19 protein-coding genes and 1 pseudogene are annotated in these 24,248 nt (G+C 60.3%); 7 read left to right on the top strand and 13 right to left on the bottom strand.

All coding sequences use genetic code 11. The annotated features are described in order from the left end of the window. Window positions 1-26: 26 nt before the first annotated feature. The 5 genes from NE851_RS01705 to NE851_RS01725 all read right to left on the bottom strand — a co-directional run bounded on the left by NE851_RS01705 (window position 27) and on the right by NE851_RS01725 (window position 5,748). The gene (locus NE851_RS01705) at window positions 27-977 is read right to left on the bottom strand and encodes a GlxA family transcriptional regulator (RefSeq protein WP_097623345.1); all 951 of its coding nucleotides are present in this window, start codon (window positions 975-977) and stop codon (window positions 27-29) included. Between the two features lie 1,033 nt (window positions 978-2,010). Beyond that, window positions 2,011-2,787: an ABC transporter permease gene (locus NE851_RS01710; protein WP_254955894.1), complete on the bottom strand. Its 777-nt coding sequence runs from the start codon at window positions 2,785-2,787 to the stop codon at window positions 2,011-2,013. After that, window positions 2,771-3,601 carry an ABC transporter ATP-binding protein gene (locus NE851_RS01715; protein WP_097544139.1) on the bottom strand — a complete coding sequence of 277 codons (831 nt, stop codon included), beginning with the start codon at window positions 3,599-3,601 and terminating at the stop codon, window positions 2,771-2,773. Before NE851_RS01715 ends, NE851_RS01710 begins: the two co-directional genes overlap by 17 nt. Window positions 3,602-3,616: 15 nt before the next feature. Then, window positions 3,617-4,618 (bottom strand): ABC transporter substrate-binding protein, encoded by a 1,002-nt coding sequence (locus NE851_RS01720; protein ID WP_097623347.1) that lies wholly within the window; start codon window positions 4,616-4,618, stop codon window positions 3,617-3,619. Between the two features lie 47 nt (window positions 4,619-4,665). Continuing rightward, window positions 4,666-5,748, bottom strand: coding sequence for a 4-oxalomesaconate tautomerase (locus NE851_RS01725; protein WP_097623348.1), 1,083 nt, complete (start codon window positions 5,746-5,748; stop codon window positions 4,666-4,668). A 109-nt stretch (window positions 5,749-5,857) separates the two neighbouring features. Here NE851_RS01725 and NE851_RS01730 point away from each other — a divergent pair, with 109 nt between their 5' ends. The 4 genes from NE851_RS01730 to NE851_RS01745 all read left to right on the top strand — a co-directional run bounded on the left by NE851_RS01730 (window position 5,858) and on the right by NE851_RS01745 (window position 9,968). Further along, window positions 5,858-6,787: a LysR family transcriptional regulator gene (locus tag NE851_RS01730; protein ID WP_097544156.1), complete on the top strand. Its 930-nt coding sequence runs from the start codon at window positions 5,858-5,860 to the stop codon at window positions 6,785-6,787. Between the two features lie 202 nt (window positions 6,788-6,989). Further along, the gene (locus NE851_RS01735) at window positions 6,990-7,136 is read left to right on the top strand and encodes a DUF1127 domain-containing protein (protein ID WP_097544157.1); all 147 of its coding nucleotides are present in this window, start codon (window positions 6,990-6,992) and stop codon (window positions 7,134-7,136) included. Window positions 7,137-7,650: 514 nt separating this feature from the next. Further along, the gene (locus NE851_RS01740; protein ID WP_097623349.1) at window positions 7,651-7,917 is read left to right on the top strand and encodes a hypothetical protein; all 267 of its coding nucleotides are present in this window, start codon (window positions 7,651-7,653) and stop codon (window positions 7,915-7,917) included. 89 nt (window positions 7,918-8,006) lie between these two features. Beyond that, window positions 8,007-9,968 (top strand): elongation factor G, encoded by a 1,962-nt coding sequence (locus NE851_RS01745; protein WP_097623394.1) that lies wholly within the window; start codon window positions 8,007-8,009, stop codon window positions 9,966-9,968. A gap of 171 nt (window positions 9,969-10,139) precedes the next feature. Here NE851_RS01745 and NE851_RS01750 read toward each other — a convergent pair whose 3' ends face one another. The 8 genes and pseudogenes from NE851_RS01750 to NE851_RS01785 all read right to left on the bottom strand — a co-directional run bounded on the left by NE851_RS01750 (window position 10,140) and on the right by NE851_RS01785 (window position 17,115). Further along, complete coding sequence (locus NE851_RS01750) at window positions 10,140-11,009, bottom strand: transglutaminase family protein (RefSeq protein ID WP_097623350.1); 870 nt, start codon at window positions 11,007-11,009, stop codon at window positions 10,140-10,142. A gap of 556 nt (window positions 11,010-11,565) precedes the next feature. Continuing rightward, a pseudogene (locus NE851_RS01755) lies at window positions 11,566-11,739 on the bottom strand (type II toxin-antitoxin system VapC family toxin); the annotation flags it as partial. Window positions 11,740-11,999: 260 nt separating this feature from the next. Beyond that, on the bottom strand, window positions 12,000-12,482 hold the full coding sequence (locus NE851_RS01760; RefSeq protein WP_097544164.1) for a MarR family winged helix-turn-helix transcriptional regulator: 483 nt from the start codon (window positions 12,480-12,482) through the stop codon (window positions 12,000-12,002). Window positions 12,483-12,627: 145 nt separating this feature from the next. Next, window positions 12,628-13,659, bottom strand: a complete 1,032-nt coding sequence (locus NE851_RS01765; RefSeq protein ID WP_007800776.1) for a 2,5-dihydroxypyridine 5,6-dioxygenase NicX family protein — start codon at window positions 13,657-13,659, stop codon at window positions 12,628-12,630. A 44-nt stretch (window positions 13,660-13,703) separates the two neighbouring features. Then, window positions 13,704-14,345 (bottom strand): N-carbamoylsarcosine amidohydrolase, encoded by a 642-nt coding sequence (locus NE851_RS01770; protein ID WP_097544166.1) that lies wholly within the window; start codon window positions 14,343-14,345, stop codon window positions 13,704-13,706. A gap of 10 nt (window positions 14,346-14,355) precedes the next feature. Continuing rightward, window positions 14,356-15,108 carry a maleate cis-trans isomerase family protein gene (locus NE851_RS01775; protein ID WP_097544167.1) on the bottom strand — a complete coding sequence of 251 codons (753 nt, stop codon included), beginning with the start codon at window positions 15,106-15,108 and terminating at the stop codon, window positions 14,356-14,358. Window positions 15,109-15,181: 73 nt separating this feature from the next. After that, window positions 15,182-15,982, bottom strand: coding sequence for an alpha/beta fold hydrolase (locus tag NE851_RS01780; protein WP_097623351.1), 801 nt, complete (start codon window positions 15,980-15,982; stop codon window positions 15,182-15,184). Beyond that, a complete protein-coding gene (locus tag NE851_RS01785; RefSeq protein ID WP_097544169.1) occupies window positions 15,979-17,115 on the bottom strand; it encodes an FAD-dependent monooxygenase in 1,137 nt (378 codons plus the stop codon). The genes NE851_RS01780 and NE851_RS01785 overlap by 4 nt, the downstream gene beginning before the upstream one ends. Window positions 17,116-17,496: 381 nt before the next feature. Between NE851_RS01785 and NE851_RS01790 the strand changes: the two genes are divergently transcribed. The 3 genes from NE851_RS01790 to NE851_RS01800 are packed head-to-tail and all read left to right on the top strand — an operon-like array spanning window position 17,497 to window position 24,244. Further along, entirely contained in the window at window positions 17,497-18,012 is a 516-nt protein-coding gene (locus tag NE851_RS01790) for a (2Fe-2S)-binding protein (RefSeq protein ID WP_097544170.1), read from the top strand. Beyond that, window positions 18,009-21,551: a molybdopterin cofactor-binding domain-containing protein gene (locus tag NE851_RS01795; RefSeq protein ID WP_097623352.1), complete on the top strand. Its 3,543-nt coding sequence runs from the start codon at window positions 18,009-18,011 to the stop codon at window positions 21,549-21,551. The genes NE851_RS01790 and NE851_RS01795 overlap by 4 nt, the downstream gene beginning before the upstream one ends. Before the next feature lie 11 nt (window positions 21,552-21,562). Then, window positions 21,563-24,244, top strand: a complete 2,682-nt coding sequence (locus NE851_RS01800; RefSeq protein WP_097623353.1) for a carbohydrate-binding protein — start codon at window positions 21,563-21,565, stop codon at window positions 24,242-24,244. The last annotated feature ends 4 nt before the right edge of the window (window positions 24,245-24,248 follow it).

Below are 24,248 nucleotides of genomic sequence, written 5' to 3' on the forward strand. Positions count from 1 at the left end.
CGATCGGCGGAGAACGGCAAATCCGGTCATGCCGCCGCGCTGTCTTCCATCAGTTTGAGGCTGCGCTTCAGGCTGGCGGGCGGCTGCCCGTAGCTGCGCAGGAAGGCACGGCGCATGCGGTCGCGGTCGGCAAAGCCGGTATCACGGGCCACGATGTCCATCGGATGCCGGCCCTCTTCAAGCATAACGCGCGCAGCTTCCAGGCGCAGCATCTCGACGGCCTTGGCCGGTGACTGACCGGTTTCCTCACGGAAAATCCGGCTGAACTGACGGGGCGACAGGCTGGCTGCTTCTGCAAGTTCCTCGACCGAGAGAGGATTGCGCAAGTTCTCCCGGGCATAGGTCAGGGCACGCTGCACCCGGTCGGATCGTGGCTCCAGTTCCAGAAGCGCCGAGAATTGAGATTGGCCGCCGGGGCGCCGATGATAGACGACGAGTTTGCGGGCAATCGCTCGCGAAAGGGTCGATCCATGATCGTCCTCGATCAGCGCCAGCGTCAGGTCGATGGCCGAGGACATTCCGGCTGAGGTCCAGATATTGCCGTCGCGGATGAAAATTCGGTCCTCGTCTACGGTAACTTTAGGAAATCGGAATCTGAGGTTGGGTGCATGCGCCCAGTGGGTGGTGGCGGTGCGGCCGTCCAGCAGACCGGCCTCAGCCAGCACGAAAGCACCGGTGCAGACGCCGGCAACCCTGCGTGCCTCCTTGCCGGCGCGCGCCAGATAGCCACGCAGCCCTGAGGAGATGGGAGAGGGAACGAGTTCGCCCGCCACCATCAGCGTGTCGGGCATGACGCCCAGCGCCACGGTCTCGATGCCCGTGTTCATCGAAGACCTGACAGTGCCGCCGTGTTCCGATAAGACGGTCAACTGATAACCTTCTTCGCCGAGTTCGGCATTAGCGAGTTCGAAGGCAGCAAGGGCCGCCAGCCCCATAAGCTGAAACCCGTCTTCAAGGATCAGGCCAATCCGTCGCATAGAATTCCTTTCCGCATGGCAAAATGACGATAGCCAAGTCATTTACGTCAAACAACACGACCGGGTCGGTGTTGATATCGAGCAACGACCATATTGTGGCTACTAAAGAGTAGATTTTTAATAGTTGAGCCGAGCAACGGTTCATATTGGTTCTGGAGCGGCAATTCACCAGGCAACTTTCAGTCCGAGGTGGGCAATGTGGCGGCCGGTCCGCGCACGAGCGCCTGGGTGCGTGTTTCCAGCAGACAAAGCCTCGCGATGCGATGGCAGTGTCGTGATAACGCGGCAACCAGCAGTGCTATTGCCTAATGTTGCCTAATCGCGGCAAGCCGAACTAACGCGTACCCCGCGCCGCCAACTTGATTCAAAAGGTCTGCTCTCATTTCCCTGTCGGTGACGACCTTGATTTTGGTCCATTTGTCTATCTTGGTATCGAGCGGTAGAGGCAGGCCCTCTCGCAGCAAGAGGGTAAGCTCAGGGGCTCTTTCCGACTTATAGATGCAAATCCTCATCACACGGCACCCCAACTGCACAGATTTGTAACAGTTATATTGCAGTGCGTTATCAGCTATTGCAATGCCGCAAAATACTTCTCCGCAAATGTGCCGAGGTATGTTTCCGTTCCGCTGTACATACGCCGCCGCTTCGTCCAGTTATGAGCCTGACATAATGGTAGAACACTCAGCTTTCAGCACTTCGCAAGCTGGTATCGTACACTACTCGCCGTCAACGCATGGCAATCACGCAGATCGTCCCGTATCGCGATGCGCTTGTCGCCGAACTCAAGCTTATCCCGACGGACAAGGTCACCACAGGACAAGTGGGCATCATAAGGCATGCCACGTGGTCAACGCGTTTTTGGAAGCCAATCCAATTGAGGTGTTAACCAATGGCTGCTTAATACGCCCACGATTCCAACTTTGAGCCAGCATATCAATCGGGAGCTGGCGGTACTCTAACACAAGGCCAAAAAGAACGGAGTGCCGATGGCGGCACCCCCAATCAGAACTCACATGGAAGCTAATTCGATTTGTTACGCCGCTCTCTCTTCTGCGGCGTTCGGTCTCCACTTGATGAGCCGGCCTTCCAGAACATCGAGAATTCGATCGATGATGAGCACGAACATGGCCAGGATGATGATGCCGGCAAACACCCCCACCGCGTCGAAGTTGCCTTCCGCCTGCGCGATCAGGTAGCCCAGTCCTGCAGAGGAGCCAAGATACGCGCCAATGATGGCGCCGACGACCGCGAAACCGACGGAGGTACGAAGCGACGACAGGATCCAGCTTGCTGCTGCGGGGAAATAGACATGCCGCAATAGATCGGAAGGTTTGGCTCCGAGGATCCTTGCATTCGCGAGGACCACCGGGTTGACTTCGCGGACGCCCTGCATGGCGTTGAAGAAGGTAATGAAGAAAACAAGTGTTACGGCAAGCGCCACCTTCGACCAAAGGCCGAGCCCGAGCCAAAGAACGAAAATCGGGGCAAGCACCACGCGCGGAACGGCGTTGAGCCCCTTGATGAACGGGTCGAGGATCCGGGCGGCGCTCCGGCTGAGACCGAGCCATACACCAGCGGCGACACCAAGGCCCGTGCCAATGATGTAACCGAGCACTGTTTCCGTCAGGGTTATCGAGACGTGCTTGTAAAAGCCCGGGTCAACGATCCAGCTGACAATCTGATTGAAGATATCGAGTGGCGCCGGGAAAAAGAAGACATCAATGAAGCCGGCGGTCACGCCGAGCTGCCAGCCACCGAGGATAAAAACCAGCATACCGAGCTGGATAGTGCGTTCAGTCCCGACGTTCATAGCTTTTCTCCACTTCGCCACGCAGGGAAGCCCAGATATTGCGATACAGATCCATAAAGCGTGGATCGAGTTTGATCTCTGCCACATCCCGTGGCCGCTCGAGATCGACCGGGAAACTTTCGATGACCCGCGATCGAGGGCCGGCGGCCAGAATGGCGACGCGGTCTCCCAGCGCGATGGCCTCTTCAAGGTCGTGCGTAATCATGACCACGGCGCGGCGTTCTTCCTGCCAAAGGCGCAGCAGTTCATTCTGCATAAGGTGCCGCGTGTGGATGTCGAGCGCGGAGAAGGGCTCGTCCATCAGGATCACCTTCGGACCGGCAATGAGGGCCTGCGCCATCTGGACACGTTTACGCTGGCCGCCGGAGAGTTGGTGCGGATAGCGGTGTTCGAACCCCTTCAGCCCGACCTTGGCAAGCCAGCTCATCGAACGCTCACGGCGCTCAGTGGCTCCAACACCCCTGAACATCAGGCCGAGCTCGACATTCTCGATGGATGTCTTCCACGGAAGCAGCGCGTCCTGCTGGAAGAGATAGCCAATGTCATTCTGCACGCCCTTTACCGGCGTGCCGTCGATCGTCACCGTACCGCTCGCGGGTTTCAGAAGACCTGCGATCGCGTTCAAAATAGTGCTCTTGCCGCAACCGGTCGGGCCGACGATGGCGAGAAACTCGCCATCGGCAACCGTGAGGTTGACGTCCTGCACCGCGACATAGGAACCAAATGACATTGTCACGGCGTCGATCGATACCATCGACTTTGCATTTTGCTGTCCCGTCGGGATAGGCATGGGGTTTACGACAGCCAAAGACATGGCCTCCTCCTAGGATCAATTGGTGGTCTTATCCGTTACCTTGTCCACGAAAGCGTTCGTGTAGGTTTTGGAAAGATCGATTGTTGCGGCAGCAACCTTTTCGTTGAAGCTCTTGAGGACGGCCAACGGCGTCTGCGTGTCGGTCTCGCTGAACTTGCCGTCCACCGAGAAAATCGGCTTGGCATTCTGGACGGCCTTCACATAGGTGTCCCGGTCGCCGGAGATGAATTCTTCCGGCAGTTTTTCGACAATCTCTTCAGCGCTATGTGTGTTCATCCATGCCAGTGCCTTGACGGTCGCGTTCGTGACCTTCTGGATGGTTTCCGGGTTCTCATCGATATAGGCCTGTGTCGCATAGAGGACGGCGGTCGGATAAATTCCGCCATAGATCTCCTTTGCTCCCTCGTCGCTGCGGGCGTCGATCAAAATCTTGCCGACACCCTTTGCCTCGATAAAGGTCGCCGCGGGATCGTAGTTGACCAGAAGATCCACTTTACCTTGCTCGAGGGCCGCGACTGCGGCCGCGCCGGAACCGACGCCGATCAGCGAGATGTCGTCGGCCGAAAGATTGTTGCGCTGCAGGTAGTAGCGCACGAAGAAGTCGGAAGATGATCCCGGTGCGGTGATGCCGATCTTCGCGCCCTTGATCGTTTCCGGCTTGGTCGGATCGAAGGATGAGTTTTTCCCGCCGGCCAGAACCAGGCCAGAATTGCGCGCAAGCTGGACAAAGCCGACCACCGCCTTGTTCTGCGACTGCATCTGGATCGTATGGTCGTAGAAGCCGACAGCGATATCCGTGGAGCCGGCAACAAGCGCCTGCAGGGTCTTGGAGCCGCCAGATGCGAAGTTTTCGACGGTCACCTCAAGACCTTCCTTCTCGTAAAGACCTAGGCCAGCTGCGACCGGGAAGGGCAGGTTGTTGAGGTTGTAGGACCCGACGCTGATGCGCACAGGTTCCGCAAAAGCCGAACCGGCAAAAGCGACCGTTGCCGCAAGGGCGAGTATAAGTTTGCGCATGTGTATTCCTCCCTGATGCGTGGCGCCCTCCCGGCAACCACTTCCGATTATGCAGCGCAAACCACTTGCGCGATAGGTTTTGCAAAGACCCGGCCCTCGAAGAGGCGTCGGGCCGTCCGCAGGATTCCGGCAACTGTCTTGCCGTCGCGGGTATCCAGTTTTACTTCCAAACGACCGCTTGGATGTTCGAGAACGAGGATGACCGGCGGCTTGCGATTGCCGATCAGTTGCGCAGCGACGGTTCCGTCGCTGATGCAGGCCGTGGCAATCCCAACCGCGCCGGTTGTTGCAAGAGACGGGTGGCATTGGTGCGGCATGAAATAGCGCACGCCGAGATCTCCGCCCTTGTTGGGAGTGGAGATCAACACCGGTTTGGGCGTGACCTGGTTGCTGACATCGCCCATGCCCATACGACGGCCAGCCTCAAGCCGTAGCGTTTCGAGTCGGTGCAGCATTGCGCCGTTGGCGTTAAGCTCGGCTGCAGGTTCGTTTCCCGTCACACGGAGGGCGGCGGCTTCGAGCAGCATCATCGGCATCGCGCAATCGATGCAGGTCACATCGATGCCATCAATCGTGTCGCACGGGTTGCCGGTCGGGAAAAGTTTGCCTGTGCGTGCCCCGGCCGCATCCATGAAGGTCAGCGCGATCGGTGCCGCATTGCCCGGCACGCCGTCGATCGAGGCATCTCCCATGTAGGCAACGCGGGCATCGGGGGTCGGAACCTCCGCTTCGATGAGTTTGCCGGTATTGACGTTGTGAATGCGCACGCGGGTTACGCCCGTCGCCGCCTTGACCAGTCCGGCCTCGATCGCGAACGGCCCGACGGCCGCAAGCATGTTTCCACAGTTGGGCGAGATATCCACGAACTGCTGATCGATGCGGACTTGGGCGAACAGATAATCGACATCAGCATCGGACACAGTTGACGGGCCGACGATGGCAACCTTGCTGGTGACGGGGTTGCCGCCGCCAATACCGTCAATCTGCAGAGGGTGACCCGAACCCATGACTGAAAGCAGGATCTGATCGCGTTGCCGCGAATCCGATGGAAGATCGGATGCGAGAAAGAACGGTCCTTTGGAGGTGCCGCCTCGCATCAGAACGCAGGGAATGGAAATCAGGTCGTTCATGGTTGAACCCGCATACTGATGTGATTTATATATCAATCAGCTTCTTTGTTGCAGTAAGCGGCAAAATGATTGATATGTGAAATGCGAATATCAGAGGGAATGATGCGTCATGAGCATCAATTGCGAGATACTGGATCTGCGCGCGTTTCTGTCGGTCGTCGAACTGGAAAACTTCCACCGCTCTGCCGAAGCGCTCAATCTGTCCCAGCCGGCGCTCAGTCGTCGAATTCAGAAGCTCGAGCTGGCAATCGGGGCGCCTTTGCTCGAGCGCACCACGCGTCATGTCTCGACAACCGCCCTTGGCGCGGAACTGATACCTTTGGTGCGACGAATGCTTGAGGAGTTCGACACGTCGCTGTTTGCGGTGCGCGATGTCGGATCTCAGCGCAGCGGCCTCGTGACAATCGCATGTCTGCCGACGGCTGCTTTCTATTTTTTGCCGACCGTCATCAAGCAATTCAGCGCCGAGTATCCGAACATTCGTTTTCGCATTCTCGATCTCCCGGCCACCGACGGACTGCAGGCAGTCGCCCGTGGGGAAGTCGAGTTCGGCATTAATATCATGGGCTTTTCAGATCCCGACCTCATCTTCGAGAGGCTCATCGAAGATCCATTCGTGCTGGCGGCACGCAAGGATCATCCGCTGGCAGCGAAGAGCGAACTCGAATGGGACGATCTGGCGCCCTATCAACTGATCACAGTTCACCGGTCCAGCGGCAACCGTACGCTTCTTGACGCCGCTCTGGCGAAGTCGAACCTGAAACTGCGCTGGTCCTATGAAGTCACACATCTTTCGACATCGCTTGGTTTGGTGGAAGCGGGGCTTGGAATTTCGGTTCTGCCTAAACTCGCCACCCCACAGGAAGAGCACCCGTTCCTCGTCACGAGACCTATTGGCAATCCTCAAATCTCACGAACGATCGGCATTGTGCGTCGTCGCGGTGGGACGCTTTCGCCCGCGGCCGAGCGCTTCATGACAATGTTGATTGGGACGTGGGCCGAAGGAAACCGTGCAACTGAAAGAAAACCGGGATGGTAACCCGCCTACTTAGTGTAAAGTTCGAGGCTGAAAAAAGAGCATTTCCCGTTGCAAAAGAAAACCTTATGCGTCCTGCGCATAGGTGGGGTGAGGGATTGTCGCTGTTTTAAACCGATTGAAACGCCTATATTCCGATCATCGAAACGACGCCGGAACCAAGCAAGGTTGCTGACGTCACATAGCCCTCAGGAAGTGGATTATCATGAACGTAGCACGCTCTTTCAACAACTGGCGCAAGTTCCGTCAGACCGTCACCGAACTCGGCCGCATGTCTAGCCGTGAGCTGCAGGACCTTGGGATCGACCGTGCTGACATCCGCAGCCTCGCCCGTGCATCGATCGCGCGCTAACCGCACATCATTTAGTCTCTCCGACCGCTCGACGCCCGCTCATGACGCGGGCGTTTTTGCGTCAAACGCATGTCTAGGTCGGCTGGATCCGTGGCTCGAGAAATTCAAGGACGAGTCCCGGTGCGCCGGCAAGAACCAGATTCTTTTGATTACGCATCCTATGCTGCGGACGCTCAAGCTCGTCGAACACGTATTTCTCTCCGGGGCCGGCGTCGGCCGATGACCGATCTCCCGCAAATGATCGCGGCGACCCCTCCAAGACCCGGCGATAAGTCAGCGCCGTTCACTCGACGGCACTTTCGGGATCGCATGGGCACAATTGCAGAAGTTGTCCGGCCACCTGGCCAAACTTCCCAAATGATCCGGTAATCAAGATGTTTCTTGGACTCTTAGCCCTGGGCGATCATCTCGCTGAGCACCGTCTCGAACGCGACGGTCCCGCTCCGTTGCTCTGTTCCCTGCCGCTCGAAGTGATCCAGCCTTCATTGAAGCCATCGAGCAAAATTGGCACCCTTTGAAGTTTCTCGGCAAGAATACTTTGAAAAATGGCGAAATGTCCGTGCCAAAAGGACTTTCAAAGCCAATCGTGCGGCGGCGAGACCTGGCCGTCATCGTTCGTCTCGAAGCCTTTTGCCAAAAGCTGCAGGAAGGCACGATCGTTCTTCATGCCTATGCGAAAAAATTGCAGGCCTCCGACCTTGCCGTTTTCACTTTCGTACTCACGAAGCAGAACGCCTGGGCCGGCGGGCCAGGTATGCTTCGACCATGCTCGTCGAGATAAAGCACGCGCCCATGAACACCTCTGGCGCCTTGCAGCGGTTCAGGGCATCCTATGTGAAAATTGTGTTTATGGCAGTTGGAGGAATGCCGATGCGCTGCTTTACCGTGCTTGGACCCTCGCAGACCGGAAAATCAACAGTCGTGGAAAAGCTCGGCTCCCTGGAGGGGGCGCCGAGAAAATCCAGCTCCCCTTATGGATTGAACCTCACAGAATTCACCTTTGGAAACGAGGCGTGGTGTGCGCTGGATGCGCCAGGACCCAACGAAGCGTTGGCGCATGCACAACACGCGCTTCTTGCCAGCGACGCCTGCATCCTGTGCGTTTCATCGGCACCCGAGGAGGCTGTGCTCGCCGCGCCCTATCTGCGGGTAATCGAGGCCTCGGAGACGCCGTGCATCCTCTTCGTCAACCGGATGGACGAACCGAGAGGGCGGCTGAGGGACGTGATCGCCGCGCTTCAAGACTACGCCAACCACACGCTTTTGCTTCGCCAGATCCCGATCCGCGAGGGGGACAGGATCATAGGCAGTTGCGATCTGATTTCGGAACGGGCGTGGCGCTACCGGGAAGGCCAGACTTCGGCGCTGATCGCAATCCCCGAAAGCGCCGCCGAGCGCGAGCACGAAGCGCGCAGCGAACTCCTGGAACACCTGTCCGAATTCGACGACTGGCTTCTCGAGGAGCTGATCGAAGATCGCGAGCCGCCCAGCGACGCGCTCTATGCCATTTCATCGCGGGTTCTCAGGGAAAACAGGATTATTCCAGTCCTGATCGGTGCCGCAAGTCACGGCAACGGCATGATGAGGCTGATGAAGGCGCTGCGCCACGAGGCGCCGCCGGTCGGGGTTCTTCGACAGCGCCTAGCTCGTGCGAGCAATGTCGATGAAAACAAGCTGACCGCCGTGAGCTTCCATGCCTATCATCGCCAGAATGTCGGTAAGACAGTGCTCGTGCGCGCGCTTGGCGATGGACTGCGGCAGGGCGCATCGCTGGGCGGCTCCGGCCTCGGAGCCGTACAGCATCTCGCAAACGGGAAGTCCAATTCGGCCGTTGTGCCTGCGTCGGGGGATGTGTTTGCGACGGTCAAGTCCGACCACTTGCCCGTCCCTTCGCTGTTGACATCAGGCGCGGTGGTCGCCCCGCCTGAGTGGACGCAGCCGCCCACCCCGATGCTTGAAAGGATCCTAGTCCCGGGCAGCGAGCGCGATGAAAACAAGCTCTCCGAAACGCTGGCAAAACTATCCGAGACGGATCGCGGCCTAACGGTCTCGCAGGAGGAAAGCACCGGGGCCCATCTCGTCTGCGTCCAGGGGCCGGTGCATCTGCGCGATCTCTGCCGAACCCTGTCCGACGTGTTTCATATCGACGTAACCGATCGAACGCCCAGCCCGATCTACCGCGAGACAACTGCGAAACCATCCGAGGTTCATTACCGTCACCGCAAACAGACAGGCGGTGCCGGACAGTTCGCGGATGTGAAGCTGAGCATTCGCCCCAATGAGCGCGGCCGGGGCTTCAGCTTTAGCGAGACCGTCAAGGGTGGCGTCGTCCCGCGCAACTATATCCCAGCTGTCGAAGCAGGCGCGCGCGAAGCTATGGAGAAAGGGCCGCTAGGCTTCAAGGTCATCGATGTCGGCGTAACGCTGTACGATGGTCAGCACCATGCCGTCGACAGTTCGGAACACGCCTTCCGGACTGCGTCGAAAATGGGAGTGCGACAGGCGCTTTCCGAAGGGGCGGCAGTTTTAATGCAACCGGTCTTCCGCAGCGAAATTCACATTCCGTCGATCTATTCCGGCAGCCTCGTCCAGATCGTCTCCGCTCTCAAGGGCCAAGTTCTCGGCTTCGACCGGGATGAAACCGCCAAGGGATGGGACATCTTCCGGGCACTTATTCCGGGCGGCGCACTCGACGATCTGGCGCGGGCGCTGCGCTCGGCGACGCAGGGCATTGGTTATTTTTCCAAGACCTTCGATCACTTCGAGGAGCTATACGGCAAGGAAGCGGACGCTATCGTGAGGGCACATGGGGAACCAGGCGTCGCACACTGAACCGTTCGCGCACTTCATGCTCGTTCGCAGAATGGCGCCGTCGCAGAAGTTTCCTTTGGTCGATGCATAATGGATATTACGCCTATATGTATGATGGATCGACCAATGCGGCGACAAAAAAGCGAAGCTACGCCCGATCGTTGCGATCGTTCCGTGGGCCTGCTGCGAAGTTCATGCAGACATTTCGACCTGCACCTCCACGTCCATTGATCCGAATGCATCTGCCGCACCGACGAAGCTGCCTGCAACGGGAACGGATTGCGCGATATCACGAGTGACAGCGACAGGGATGAGATTGGCCCCGCCCATGCTGCGATTGGTCGGATCAAATGTGATCCATCCTGCGCCCGGTAGGAAGACCTCGACCCAGGCATGGGTCGAGCCCTGATCCTGCGAACCGAGCAATATTTGATCGGGATTGAACAGGTATCCAGACACAATGCGCGCTCCAAAGCCCAGACAACGAACGGCTTCTGCAAACAGCACTGCAAAGTCGCGGCACGATCCCCAACTACGATCCAAAGTCTGGGTTGGCGGCTGTGTGCCTTCCGCCTCACGGCTTTGATAGGAGATCGATGACGACACCCCAGCGCTTATGTCCTTCAGAAGCGAGAGCGTGTCTGTCGAATTGCTCGCGACAAACCCTCGTGCCCATCGCTGAAGCTGCTCGGATGGGTCGGCATACTGCCGAGCCGTCAGCGCCCCGAGATCTGTCCATTCCTCATCCGAATAGCGGAAGGGAAAAGTGACGGCGGAGCCTGCAATAGCAAAGACCGGCCATGCTGCGGCGGTAAGGTCTACCAGGGCGACGCTATCAACGGTCAGGACATCGGCCATCTCGTTGAAAACCGCAGTGGCAACGACATTGCCGAAGACATCCGTCGCCCAACTGAGCTGGGCCTGTGGTGCTATCGAGACCTCATACGACAGCAGCCGGAGATCGCGGCCCTCGCGCGGCCTCAACATCAGCCGATGAGGCCTCAGATGCACCGCGTAACGGTAGCGATAGATCGTGCGATGGTGGATACGAATTTGTGCCATGAATCTTACCGGGTTCTCTGGGAGTCAGCGGGGTAACGGGTCAGTGCATCGATCCGACAGGTTCGAACGCTCATCCAGCGGGTTCGCACGCAGGCCGCGCGAGAGCCCGTTCGAATTACTTCCTTGTCTTCGACCACCGGGACAAACGCCGTTCAACGCCTCCAGCAGGTCAAATCGCGCGAGACATCCTGACTTGCATATGGACGTTCTACCTGGGAAGGCTCGGTAATTTCAGTTCGATGGTCGACTAAACAGGCGATGCGTGCAAAAACAAGGCGACGGGAACACTGAACGCTGACAATATCAATGCGCACGCGGGTGGCTTAATAGGTCGCATTCGTCGTGTCGGCTTTCATCCACTCGTATGTCATCTTCAGTCCTTCGAGCGCCAATGAAGCATTCCCGGGGATTCGAGTCGAGTCTAGGAGAATGCCCTCAAAATCTGACGTTTCCAGGCGCGTGCGATTATACCGGCGGGGACGCAGAACTGGTGCGCCGCTGAAAAACGAAGGAGATTTCGCGGTCATTTAAGGGACTGAGTGCTTCGATAGAGCATCTAGTTTCGCGCATTGCCAGGGGTGTGCAGTGAAGCCCCCGCCTTTTCGGCCGCTGCCCGCAGACGCTTATCTCTGGTCCATAAGGCCGCCCGCTGATCGAGCAGAACTGAGGCCATCAAGTGGGCATCTGTGTAACCAATGCCCATACTGAAAATGGAGTGGCGATCAATCACGGCAGTTGGAGGATTGCCGATGCGCTGCTTTGCCGTGCTTGGACCCTCGCAGACCGGAAAATCAACCGGCGTGGAAAACCTCGGCTCCCTGGAGCGGGCGCCGAGAAATTCAGCTCCCCTTATGGATTGAACCTCACGGAATTCACCTTTGGAAACGAGGCGGAGGCAAGGCCCACTAAGGAATCCAGCGCGATCGTTTTCTTCGATGGAGTGTGCGGTGGTTCGATCCCGGTCAAGACCGCGGGTACCCCAATCAGCACCTACTGTTCTCCGTTCTCATCGTCGGCGATCTTGCGCAGGAGATACAGCAACGCTATGCGTTCCGCGGGGTTGAGACGCGCGACGGTCTTTTCGCTGATGAGATAGGCTTGCGGATACATGTCCTGCAGCAGGGCTTCGCCCTTGGGTAGCAGGGAGATAACCACCTTGCGGCCGTCGGCCTCGTCCTTGGAGAGATCGATCAGTCCACGGGCCTTCAGCCGCTCGACGATGCCACGGATGGTCGCCTGGTCGACGGAGGTGGCCTTGACGAGTTCGACCTGTGAACTGGGACCGAGGTCATGCAGCGCGCACAGCGTCACGAACTGCACCGATGTCAGGTCTGGATCACTCGCATTGGTCTGGAAAATCGAGAGATGACGCTGATAGGCCTTGCGCAGCAGATGCCCGACTTGCTCCGTGACGTGGTAGCCATTGTGAGGCGCCGGCGCTTCGGGCAGGTCTTCGGTGTCTTTTGCGGTCATCGTCGGTGTGGTCCATCGGTTTGCGGCTCTTTGGCGCGAATGCAGCGCGGACTGCAGGAAACATCACAGCAGGTTACGCTGGTCAAGGCGTCTCGAGCCGCACCCGCTCCGCGCGATCTCGCGCGGAGCGGATTGGCTATCTCGGTTATTTGAAGTTGTACTTCATTTCCTTGACGGCGATGTCGCCATCCAGAACCATCGGTTCATCGTCGAGGAACAGCGAGCAACCGCGCATCGGGATGTCCAGATGGCAGGCGGTGTCATTCGGGCCGCCGAGCTCGTTGTTGGGGCCAGTGGAGAACATCACGTTGCCGTAGAAGGAGCGTGCCTCCATGCCCATGCCTCCGGGGAATTCGCCAGGCACCATTCGATGCCACTTAGCGTTCTGATTAAGGCCCCAGCCGACATGGCTCATGCCCATGCCACGCGGGTCGTTGAAACCTGCCATGTAGGATTTGACCAGTTCGGCATCGAGACCGCCGCGAATGTCGGTGATCCAACCGTTTTCGATCGTATAGATGATCGGGTCGCGCACGTAGATGTTCTGAGGCAGCAGGATATCACCCGGAGCAACGACGATTGTACCGTCGACGCCATCGTCGTCACCACCCGTAAAGACAAAGCCGGACGGCCAATGATCCCAGCGGCCCGGCTCGTCCGTGCACGCATATTCCGTAATGGCGGGATAGGTGTTGAGCTTGTAAGTGACATCCGTGCCATGCGGAGAAGTGATCCGCATCACTTTCGCCTTGGACAGCAGGTCTCCAGCAAATTCCACGCGCTCGCGCAGTTCCTTTGTCGGCAGCATGCGCGCCAGAATCTCCGGCGGTTCCACGGCGGTCAGGATGCGCGTGCCGGCCGCCTGGATCGCCATCTGTTCCGGGCTGAAGAGTAGAAAGATGCAATCGATGAGCATGTCGGCGGCCTTCAGGGCCTCTACCGCTTCCGGCATGGCGGCAAGGCCTGTCTGGCCGACCGCCCATGCACCTGCCGGCGGCACCGGCGGCAAACGCATGTGATACATCTTGGCGCCAAGACGCATGCCCGCCGCCATGAAGGCGTCGGCGTAGTCGAGGCGCTCGTTGCCCTGGGTCAGGACAATGAGTTTTTCTCCCTCGTGGACGCCCGACATCTTCAACTGATGCAGGCAGATTTCCGTGAAGCTGAATTGATCCATGCTCATTCCCCTATCTTGTTTGAAGGCTTGGCTGTTTTGTAAAGTTACGGACAGTCGGACTTGACCTTGGCGATTTCGGCGATCGCTTCCTCCCTCGAAACGACATCGCCATACTTGCTGTCGATGTCGAAGAGGTTGGCATTGTGCGGATCGGGATGCCGGTCGCCGACGCAATCGCGCACGACAATAGTCCGGAAGCCGTGCTGCACGGCATCGACGGCGCTCGCACGGATGCAGCCGCTGGTCGAGCAGCCGGCCATGATAACCGTGTCGATCCCCTGCGTGTGCAGCAGCGAGCCGAGGCTGGTGCCGAAGAAGGCACTGGCATATTGCTTGATTATGACAAGTTCGCCTTTTTCCGGCGCGACGCCGTCGCAGAATTCGGCCAGCACGTTGCCCTCGACCATGGCCTTCATGACCGGGGCTTTCTTCACCCACATGCCGCCATCGGCACAGTTTTCCGCGAGATAAAGGATGCGGGTGTGGATGACGGGAATGCCTGCGGCCCGCGCGGCAGCCAGAAGCGCCGGTGTTTGCGCCACTGCATCGACGACACCCGGCGCAAAGAGCGGCGCGCCTTCCACCGTATAGGCCTTCAGAAAGTCGATGACGAGCAAGGCGGGGCGCTGGCCGAAGCCGATGCGGTTGCCCCAGACGCCCTGATAGTTGGTTTCGGCACTGATCATCGGGCTCTCCTCAATACGCGCCGGACAGCAGCGCGCCGGCACCCGGTGCGACGGCTTCCATTCCCAGTGATTTCAGCATGCAATACGTGGTGGCGACGGCGGCGGTGAGGACCGGCTTGCCCGTCATGGCCTCGACCTTGGCGATCACAGGCAGCGACGGCATCTGTACGCAGGCCGAAAGCACAATCACATCGACATCCGAGAGATCGAGTGTCTGGACGATCGCCGGCAGGTTTTCCGGGTCGTGGCGGGCGACATCGAGATTATCGGGAATTTCCAGCGCCCGCCAATCCGTCACCTCGAAGCCCTCTTCGCGAATATAGTTCACGACGAGTTCGGTGAGGGGCTTCATATAGGGTGCGACGACGGCAATCTTCTTTGCCTTCATCACTTTCAGCCCCTCGATCAGCGCGCCGGCGCTGGTAACAACCGGAATGTTCGTGTCGTTTTCCTGAGTGCGGCCGGTGAGGCGCTGTTCCGACTGGCGGTGATAGCCAAGGCCCATCGCCATGATCGCAACCAGGCAGGCGTATCCGACAACATCGACGCGGGCGTCGGAAAGCTCGACGGCGCATCGATCGGATTCGGCGTCCATCGCTGCCAGTTCTTCCTTGACCACTTTCTTCATCCGCATGCGGCTGGAGTGGAAGGTGAAGCGCTCGGGGCGGATGGACTGGCGCGCCGTCAGCATGGCGGGAATTTCGGTCTCCATCGTTGTGTTGGAGCTCGGAACGATTTGGCCGATACGGTAATATTTCTGCACGGATGGAATCCTTTGCGTTGCAAAGCGAGTGTCAAACAAACGCCGGTGGATCGTCGATCCGCCGCCGTCCCAATCAACGGGAGAGAAAATCTCCAAGCGCGGCAAAGAAGCCGTCGAAATCATCCCAAGGGATCATGTGCCCGGCATTCAGCACCCGGGTGATTTCCAGCGCCGGATACAGCGTGCGGGCCTCGTCCTCGTCCACGGTTTCGATCACGCCTCCACGGCCGGCCACCATCAGCATCGCCGGCCGCTTGAGCTTCGGCAGATCCGGGAAGATGTCGTCCTTGTGGAAGTCCTCGAAGGCGGTGACGATGGCGGGCTCGTAGCAGGTGTGCAGCCATTCGGCGCGCAGCTTCAGCTGTTCGTCGGTCCATGTCGGGCAAAACGCCTTCATGCCTTCCGCATCGATGCCCGTCAGCGCCAGGCGGATGCTGTCGACATACCAAGGCAGCTTGCTTGGGTAGGGGCGGCGTCCGGGGCCCGAAACCGGCGGATCGATCAGGGCGAGCCTCGAAAACGCCTCGGGCGCCGCAACGGCGGCGCGGATGGCGATACGCGCGCCCATCGAATGGCCGAGTAGGGCGGGGGCAGGAAGCCCGAGCGCAGCGGCGAAGCCGACCACGTCGGCGGCCATCGCGTTGAGGCCGTAATCAAGGTCGGGCCCCGTCGAAGACAGCCCCCGGCCGCGCACGTCGATTACGTAGACGTCGTAGCGTTCTGCCAGCCGCTCGGCGACGAAACCCCAGGTGATCGCCGGGCTGGTGATGCCCGGGATCAGGATGACGGACGGGCCTTTGCCGCCGTAGCGCAGGTAATGTTGGCGGATGCCGTTGGCGAAGACATTCGCTCCGTACAGCGCGCCGCCGCTCATGCCGCGGTCTCGCTCTTCAGGGGCTCGGCGTAAATGTCGTAGCCGTAGACCCACGCCGGATCTTCCTGTTCGAGCAGGAAGGTGTTGGCGTTCGATACGTTCTGAACACGCGTCGCGCGGTCGCGGCGATTGGCCTCATACAGTCCGAAGGCGCTGCGGAAATCGGTTATGCCGGTTTCCGTCAGGCAGCGGGTCAGCATGGCGGCGTCTTCGATCGCCATGGCGGCGCCCTGGGCCATATGCGGCTTCATCGGATGGCAGGCATCACCCAGCAGCACGAGGCGGCCCTTGCTCCAGAGCGGCAGCGGGTTACGGTTGAACAACGGCCACTTGGTCACTTCATCGGTGCTGTCGATCAGCGCCTGGATGATCGGATGGTAGCCCTTGAACGAGGCTGCCATCTCGTCACGGCTGCTGTCGACGAAGGCGGAATCGAATTCCCACGCAGGATGCGGAACGCCGGTGACATAGTAATATTCGTCGCGGCGCGCGGTCGTGTAATAGACCATCATGTGACGGTCCGGCCCCCACCACTTGACGCAGTCCTCGAAGGTCAGGTCGTATTTCTTCAACTTGTCCGACGAAATCAAGGCACGATGGCCGACCCAGCCGCTGTAATTCGGCCGCTCCTCGCCGAGCAGCGTTTCGCGAACGCGCGAATTGATCCCGTCGGCGCCGATCACGATATCGGCGCGCACCGAGGTTCCATCTTCGAACGCGATCAGTACATCGGTGCCGCTGTCGTCGAGGCGAGCCAGCTTCTTGCCGAAATGCAAGGTGCCCGGCTGCAGCGCATCGCACTGAATTGCCTGCAAGTCGCCACGGTGAACGGTGCAATAGGTCTGGCCGTAACCCACGAGCGGAACCCGCGCGGTGTATTCGCCGGTAATGCCGTCGCGGCTGAACCAATGGCTCGGCGTGCTGCTGATGCTGATGACCTTCTTGTCGATGCCGATGCGCTCGAAAATCTTCAGGACGTTCGGCCCCATATGGATGCCGGCGCCCAGGCGCGAGAAGCTCGGCGCTTGTTCATAGACGTTGACGTCAAAACCCGCGTGCTGGAGCAGCGCACCCGCGACGGTGCCACCAAGGCCGGCGCCGATAATCGCGATCTTTTCTTTTCCGTTAGACATAGCGACCCTTCTTAGCTGTCTTTCGACGCATTGTTCCCACGATTGGAGGCTTGCTAAAAGTCTAGCGCATACGCTCTAAATAGCAATAGCGAGGCTTTGATTTTCATCAAAAATGCGCAGAAATTTGCCCGCAATTGAATATGCTAGCAAAATCGCAACGGCGAAATCCGACTTGTCATTCGTCACTATAAAGCGTATACGCTTCTTAATAAAATAAAAGGGGCAATAGATGCGAAGTGTCCGTGGCTGTCGCATCGTTATGGTTTGTGGGCGTCGGCGCGATGTCTGCTGCGTAGCGGTTCGGCCGATGGGAAAAGGCGTGGTCTGTGTTTGGTTCTCCGGGGCGGAGGGCCTGCTTTGACACTGCCAGTTTGCTTCAGTTTGAATGTGAACGACGCCGTCGAGAGCGTCGAAGCAAGCCCGGAAACCCCACTCCTCTACATCCTCAGAAACGATCTGTCTCTCAATAGCCCGAAATACGGCTGTGGGCTCGGGGAATGCGGTGCGTGCGCCGTTCTCATGGACGGTCGTGCCGTCCGATCCTGCACGGTTCCCCTCGGTGCGGTTGGCGCGCGTCGCGTAACTACGCTTGAAGGCCTTGGGACACCCGAGCATCTGCATCCGGTCCAGGCGGCCTTTATCGACGAGGCCGCGGCTCAATGCGGATATTGCCTGAACGGCATGATCATCGCCACCGCAGCCTTGCTCAATTCCAATACCGATCCCGACGAGGACACGATTCGCGAGGCGCTGCGCCATCACCTCTGCCGTTGCGGAACGCATATGGAAATACTCGCCGCGGCCAGGCGGGCCGTCGCCTATGCCAAGGCCGAGCGGACGCGCCGATCCACGCCGGACGATGTCTCGCCAAAAGGCGCAAAGGAGGTCTCCCCATGACCGACCACCGCGAAATGCCGAAATCGGCCTATATGTCGGCCGCCGACACGTTGCTGATCGTCAACGATGCAGTGCTCGGCGATGCCGCGGAACTCTATATCGCGGTGGGCGTCGATAGCCGCGTGACCGCGTTCAACGGCCACGTCGATCTCGGGACGGGCATCCGCACTTCCCTGGCGCAAATCGTCGCCGAGGAACTCAGCGTGCCCTTCGAGCAAGTGGACATGGTGCTCGGCACCACCTCCGCCGCACCCAACCAGGGCGCGACCATCGCCAGCGAAACGATCCAGATCACCGCGGTGCCGCTGCGGCAGGCCGCCGCCACCGCCCGGCATCATCTGCTTGCCAAGGCAGCCGAGAAGGTCGGCGTGCCGCTTGATCGGCTGAGGCTGGAAGACGGTATCATCCGTGCCGACGGCGGCGAGAACTGGCAGTTGAGCTTCGGCGACATCGTCGCCGGCGGGCATGCCAGGCTGTCGATCGACGAGTACGCGGCCCTGAAACCGGCCTCGGACTACAAGCTGGTCGGTTCGTCGCATCCGCGCGTCGATATTCCCGATAAGGCGACGGGGCGCTGGACCTACGTGCATGATGTCCGCGTGCCGGGCATGCTGCATGGCCGCGTCGTACGGCCGCCCTATGCCGGTTTCGATCACGGCGACCATGTCGGAAAAAGCTTGATTTCGATCGACGAGGCATCGGTCGCGCATATTCGCGGGCTTGTCGGCGTCGTCGCCATCGGCGATTTCGTCGGCGTGGTCGCGACCCGCGAGGAAATCGCCATCGAGGCGGCGAAGAGCCTGAAGGTCGTGTGGCGGGCGCCGCCCGAGTGGCCGGATCTCAACGCACCAGAAAAGGCGCTACGCGCCAATCCGTCGACCGCGCGCAAGCTTGCCGATCTCGGCAATGTCGATATGGCTCTGGCCGGCAGCGCCCGGCCGATGAACCGGACCTATGTCTGGCCCTACCAGATGCACGGCTCGATCGGTCCATCCTGCGCGGTGGCCGATTACAACGAAGGTGGGTTGACGGTGTGGTCGGGAACGCAGAACCCGTTCCCGATACGGCGCGATCTGGCGCTGCTTCTCGACATGCCGGAAGAGCTGATTCGGGTCGAGCGGCTGGAAGCCGCCGGCTGCTACGGCCGCAATTGCGCCGATGACGTCACTGCGGATGCCGCCCTGCTGTCGCGCGCCGTCAAGGCGCCCGTCCGTGTCCAACTGACGCGCGAACAGGAGCATGCCTGGGAGCCGAAGGGCGCCGCCCAGATCATGGACGTGCGCGGCGGTCTCGATCTGGAGGGCGGTCCGTCCGCCTATGATTTCGAAACCCGCTATCCCTCCAATCTGGCGCCGACCCTTCCCTTGATCCTCACCGGCAAGGTGCCACCGGTCTCCGACGTCGTGCAGATGGGAGATCGCACCGCCATCCCGCCCTATGCCTACGGGAACCTCCGCGTCACCGTGCACGACATGCCGCCGATCGCTCGCGCCTCCTGGTTCCGCGGCGTCTCGGCGATGCCCAACACGTTTGCGCACGAATGCTATGTCGATGAACTGGCAGCCGCCGCCGCCGTCGATCCGGTCGAGTACAGGCTTCGCTACCTCCACGATCCGCGCGCCGTCGATCTGGTGCGTGCACTGGCCGAACGGGCAAACTGGGTACCGCATACGACATGGGGCACGCTCGGCGGCGAGGGCGACCTGCTCTATGGGCGAGGGTTCGCCTATGCCGTCTACATCCATGGCCCGTTTCCTGGCAAAGCCGCCGCCTGGGCCGCCTGGGTCGCCGATGTCGCAGTCAATAAGAAGTCCGGCGAGATCGCGGTCACCAAGGTGACGTGCGCGCAGGATTCCGGGATGATGATCAATCCCGATGGCGTGCGCCACCAGATCCACGGCAATATCATTCAATCCACCAGCCGGGTGCTGAAGGAAAAGGTCGAATTCTCGTCGACCGCCGTGCAGTCGAAGGAGTGGGGTGGCTATCCGCTGATCACCTTCCCCGAGGTCCCCGCCATCGACGTGCTGATGGTGCCGCGGCAGGACGAACCGCCGCTCGGCGTCGGAGAGTCCGCCTCCGTTCCCAGCGCATCTGCCATTGCCAACGCCGTCTATGACGCTACCGGTATTCGCTTCCGCGAACTGCCGCTGACGCCGGAACTGGTGCTCACCGCGCTGAACGGCAAGACGGACGAGACGCCGGCTGCCCCGGTCGCGAAGAAGCGGAACTGGCGGAGCATAGGTCTTTCGGCCGTCGGTGCCGTCGCGGCTTTGTCCGGTATCGTCACCATGGCCTCGCCATGGCGCCCGTCGATCGGCACCATCCAGCGCCCGGACGCGAACGTCTACAGTGCCGCCACCATCGAGCGCGGCCGGCTGGCGGCGGCGGCGGGCGCCTGCAATGTCTGTCATGTTGGCAATGATGGCACACCCTTTGCCGGTGGACGGCGCTTCGACACGCCGTTCGGCGCCATCTATGCCACCAACATCACCCCGGACGCGCAAAGTGGCATCGGTGCCTGGTCCTACCCGGCCTTCGAGCGCGCCATGCGCGAGGGCGTGAGCCGCGATGGCCATCACCTCTATCCCGCCCATCCCTACACCTCGTTCGCGGGCGCTGAGGACGCCGATCTTCAGGCGCTTTACGCCTACATGATGACGCAGGCGCCGGCCGCGGAAAAGGCGCCGGAGACGAAGCTCAATTTTCCCTACAGCATCCGCGCGATGATGGCGGGCTGGAACGCGCTGTTCCTAAAAGTGCAGCCGTTCAAATATGTGGAGACCCGCGATGCGCGGTGGAACAGGGGCGCCTATCTCGTCGAGACCCTCGGTCACTGTTCGGCCTGCCACACGGACCGCAATGTGCTCGGCGCGGAAAAGAGCGGCAGCGCCCGGCTTTCCGGCGGCTTTGCCGACGGCTGGGAGGCGCCGGCCCTGAATGCGTTCGCCAGGGGTCCGGTCGCCTGGACGGCCGATGCCTTCTACGACTATCTGCGCACCGGACACTCGCGCGATCATGGCAGTGCCGCCGGTCCGATGGCGCATGTCGTCGAGGTCATGCAGCCGCTGCCGGATAGCGATATCCGCGCCATGGCGACCTATCTCGCAAGCCTCAACGAGGCGCCCGCCGGGACCAAGGCACAGAGCGAGGCGGCCGTTGTCGCGAGTGAAGCGGCCAAGGCTTCTGCCGCGCTGATTTCGCCGAAGGGCGAGCGTATTTTCAATGGTGCATGCGCGACTTGTCATACCGGCAATTCGATTTTGTCGTCGCTGGCGCTCAACAGCAACCTGCATGCCGCGACGCCTGATAATCTCATCCAGGCGATCCTGAACGGTGTCGAGGCGCCGGCGATCCTTGCGCAGACCACCGGCCGAAACGCCCCCGAGGTGATGTCGATGCCCGCGTTCCGCCAGACACTGAACGAGAACCAGATCAAAGACCTCGCCGATTATCTGAGAGCGCGTTTCGCGCCCGACAAGCCGGCCTGGACGGAAACGACGAAAGCCATGCAACGGGTGACGGCGGCAAGCCACTAGGGAGCAGACGATTGGACCAGATCCGAACCGGACAGGATATCGACCCCTGCGACTTGTTCGAGAACCCGACAGCCGCGTTTCGCCCGTCGGCTTACTGGTTCTGGCATTCGATCCCGACGCAGGAGGTTTGTCACAGCCAGCTCAGCGATTTCAAGCTGAAGGGGATCGGCACGATCCTGATCCAGGCCCGGCTTGCGATGTCGCGCGACGACTACCTGTCGCCGGCCTATCTCGAAGCCTATCGCGTCGCGGCCGGGATCGCCGGCAAGCTGGGGCTGAAGATTGGGATCTACGACGATTACAACTGGATCAGCGGCCATGCCGGCGGCCGTACTGTCGCGGGCCGCGACGACTTGCGCGAGCGTCACCTGTTCTGGTCATCAGGGCATGGGCGAGGCCAGATCAGCGGCATCCAACCGCCGTTCACCCGGACAATGGGCGCCGATATCGTCGAGTGGCAGTATGAAGAAAGCGTGGTCGAATGGTGTGAGTGGACGGTTGAAGCGGCGTTGCTGCATTCGTCGGCCGGCATCGACGGCCTCGATCAGATCGTCGATGTTACGGCGCGGACATCGATCGTCGACAGCGACGGCGTGTCCTGCACCTACGCTTTCGACGGCGCGGCCGGGGACGGCCAGATGCTGACGGTGTTCGTCAGCGCCCGGTCGACCACTTCGCGGCTGATCAATTACCTGCTGCCGGAGGCCGCCGAGCGGTTCATCGAGGTCGGGCTTGATCCGCTAGTCGAGACGCTTGGCGACCTCGTGCCCGATCCCGTCGGCTTCGTGTTCTACGACCAACCGGCGGCGGGTTTTTACAAATGGGATCAGATCTCCGGTTGCCTCGGCAACAGCCTGCTATTCGCGCCAAGCCTGCCGGATGCCGTTTCGGGCGGCACTTTGGAACCTTTCGCCAAAACGCTGCTGGCATTACTGCGTGACGTCGGGCCCGGGACCTTGCGGTTACGGGCGCGGTTCTATGCCGTCTATTCGGCGCTGATGAACGAGGCCTTTTCCGGCACTTTGCGCAGATGGGCCGAGGGCAGGGGAATTGTGCTCACCGGGCACGAGATCCTGCCGCATATCAGTTCGTGGTCGCTCAACGGCGGCTTCACCAGCATCGACCCCAGGGTGGCGCTTGCGGTGGATTTCTTCGGCATCGACGCATTGAGGCATGAAACGGCAGTGGATTCCAACAACTTCGTCGCTCAGCTTGCGCCGAAACTAGGCGATTCCGTCGCCCGATCGAATGGCCGCAGCCGCTGCGTCGTCGAAACATATGCCAGTGCCGAGCGAACGCCGGTGCGCGCTGCGGGGCAATGGGAATTGACGCTGGAGACAATGCGGGCGCAGGCAATCCGGCTCTATTGCCTCGGCACCCGGCAGTTTCTGTGGCACGGCGTATACCAAACTGACGGTCATGACGACGATCCGACGCCCTTTGCCAATCCACGTTTCGATTTTGGGCCGGGCATCAATTTCGAGCCGTGGTGGAGCTACCATGATCTGTTCGCGCAGGAGACCGCGCGCATTTCTGCCTTCATCGAACCGGCCAGCCCACGCACGCCGGTTGCGATCCTGTATCCGCTTCATACTGCCTTTGCAGAAGGCCCACACCACAATCATGCCACCCACACCGGTGCATGGTGCAGAGGCCTTCTGGCCGAAGGCTGCGACTTCATGTTCGTCAGCGAAGCCGATCTCGTGACGGCAAGGATCGTGAACGGCCGCCTACTGGCATGCGGGCTCTCCTTCGATGCCGTGGTCCTACCATCGGTCACGGTGTTCGAGACGGCAAAAACGTTGCGCGCGCTCGACGCCTTCAAGGCTGCCGGCGGAGTTGTCTGGGCGTCAGGAGATCGCTTGTCTACCGTTTGCGATGGCGGCGCTCCGCCGAGCCCGATAGCTTCCACGCACATCGATCACATGCCTGGAAGTCAAGATATCACTGCGCTCCTGTCGTTGCTGCCGTTATCAGGTCCGGCGGTGGTTTGCCATTCGCTGGATCGTCCTTGGCAATGGGTCGGAAACGAGGCCGATGGCTGGTGGCGGATTGTTCTCTTCAACGAAGGCGCAACGCCGCTGGTGAGTGTAATTTCCTTCGGTGACAGCTTCGACGCCGAGATCTGGTCCGCCACGACAGGCAAGGTGGAGGAGGCCGGTACCTTCAGCCACCTGACGGTCAGGCTCGACCCGCAGGAAGTGCGCTGCATGCGGCTGCGCGAGACGGCGCATGGGACAGCAAGAGAGGGCCTTCTCACGGCCCAGCCGTCGCTCGATGCCGCGCGCGCCGTACCGCTTGTCGTCGGCTGGAGTTTCGCGCCAGGCGTCGATGCGGCATTTGTGCCGATCTCGGTCGAGAGCGGATGGGAGACGCAGGGATTTGCCGGTTTCTCAGGCACCGGTATCTACCGGCTGGCGCTCGAGATCGGCGACGAGGGCGAGTGGTTTCTCGAATTGCCGGAGGTCGCGACCGTGGTCGTCGCCCACCTCGATGGCCGGCAGATCGACCGGAGGGGCTGGCGGCTTTACCGTTTTGCTTTGGGGCGGCTGATCCCCGGGGTCCATTCGCTGGAACTTCACGTCGCGAACACGGCGGCAAATCGTTACTACAACAATACCCCCTATCTTGGCGAGACCCTCGACAAGAGCGGGCTGACCGCAGCTCCGACACTCATCCCGCTTAAAACCTGACCGG

The organism is Rhizobium anhuiense bv. trifolii, assembly GCF_024346605.1.
Classification (GTDB): Bacteria; Pseudomonadota; Alphaproteobacteria; order Rhizobiales; family Rhizobiaceae; genus Rhizobium; species Rhizobium anhuiense.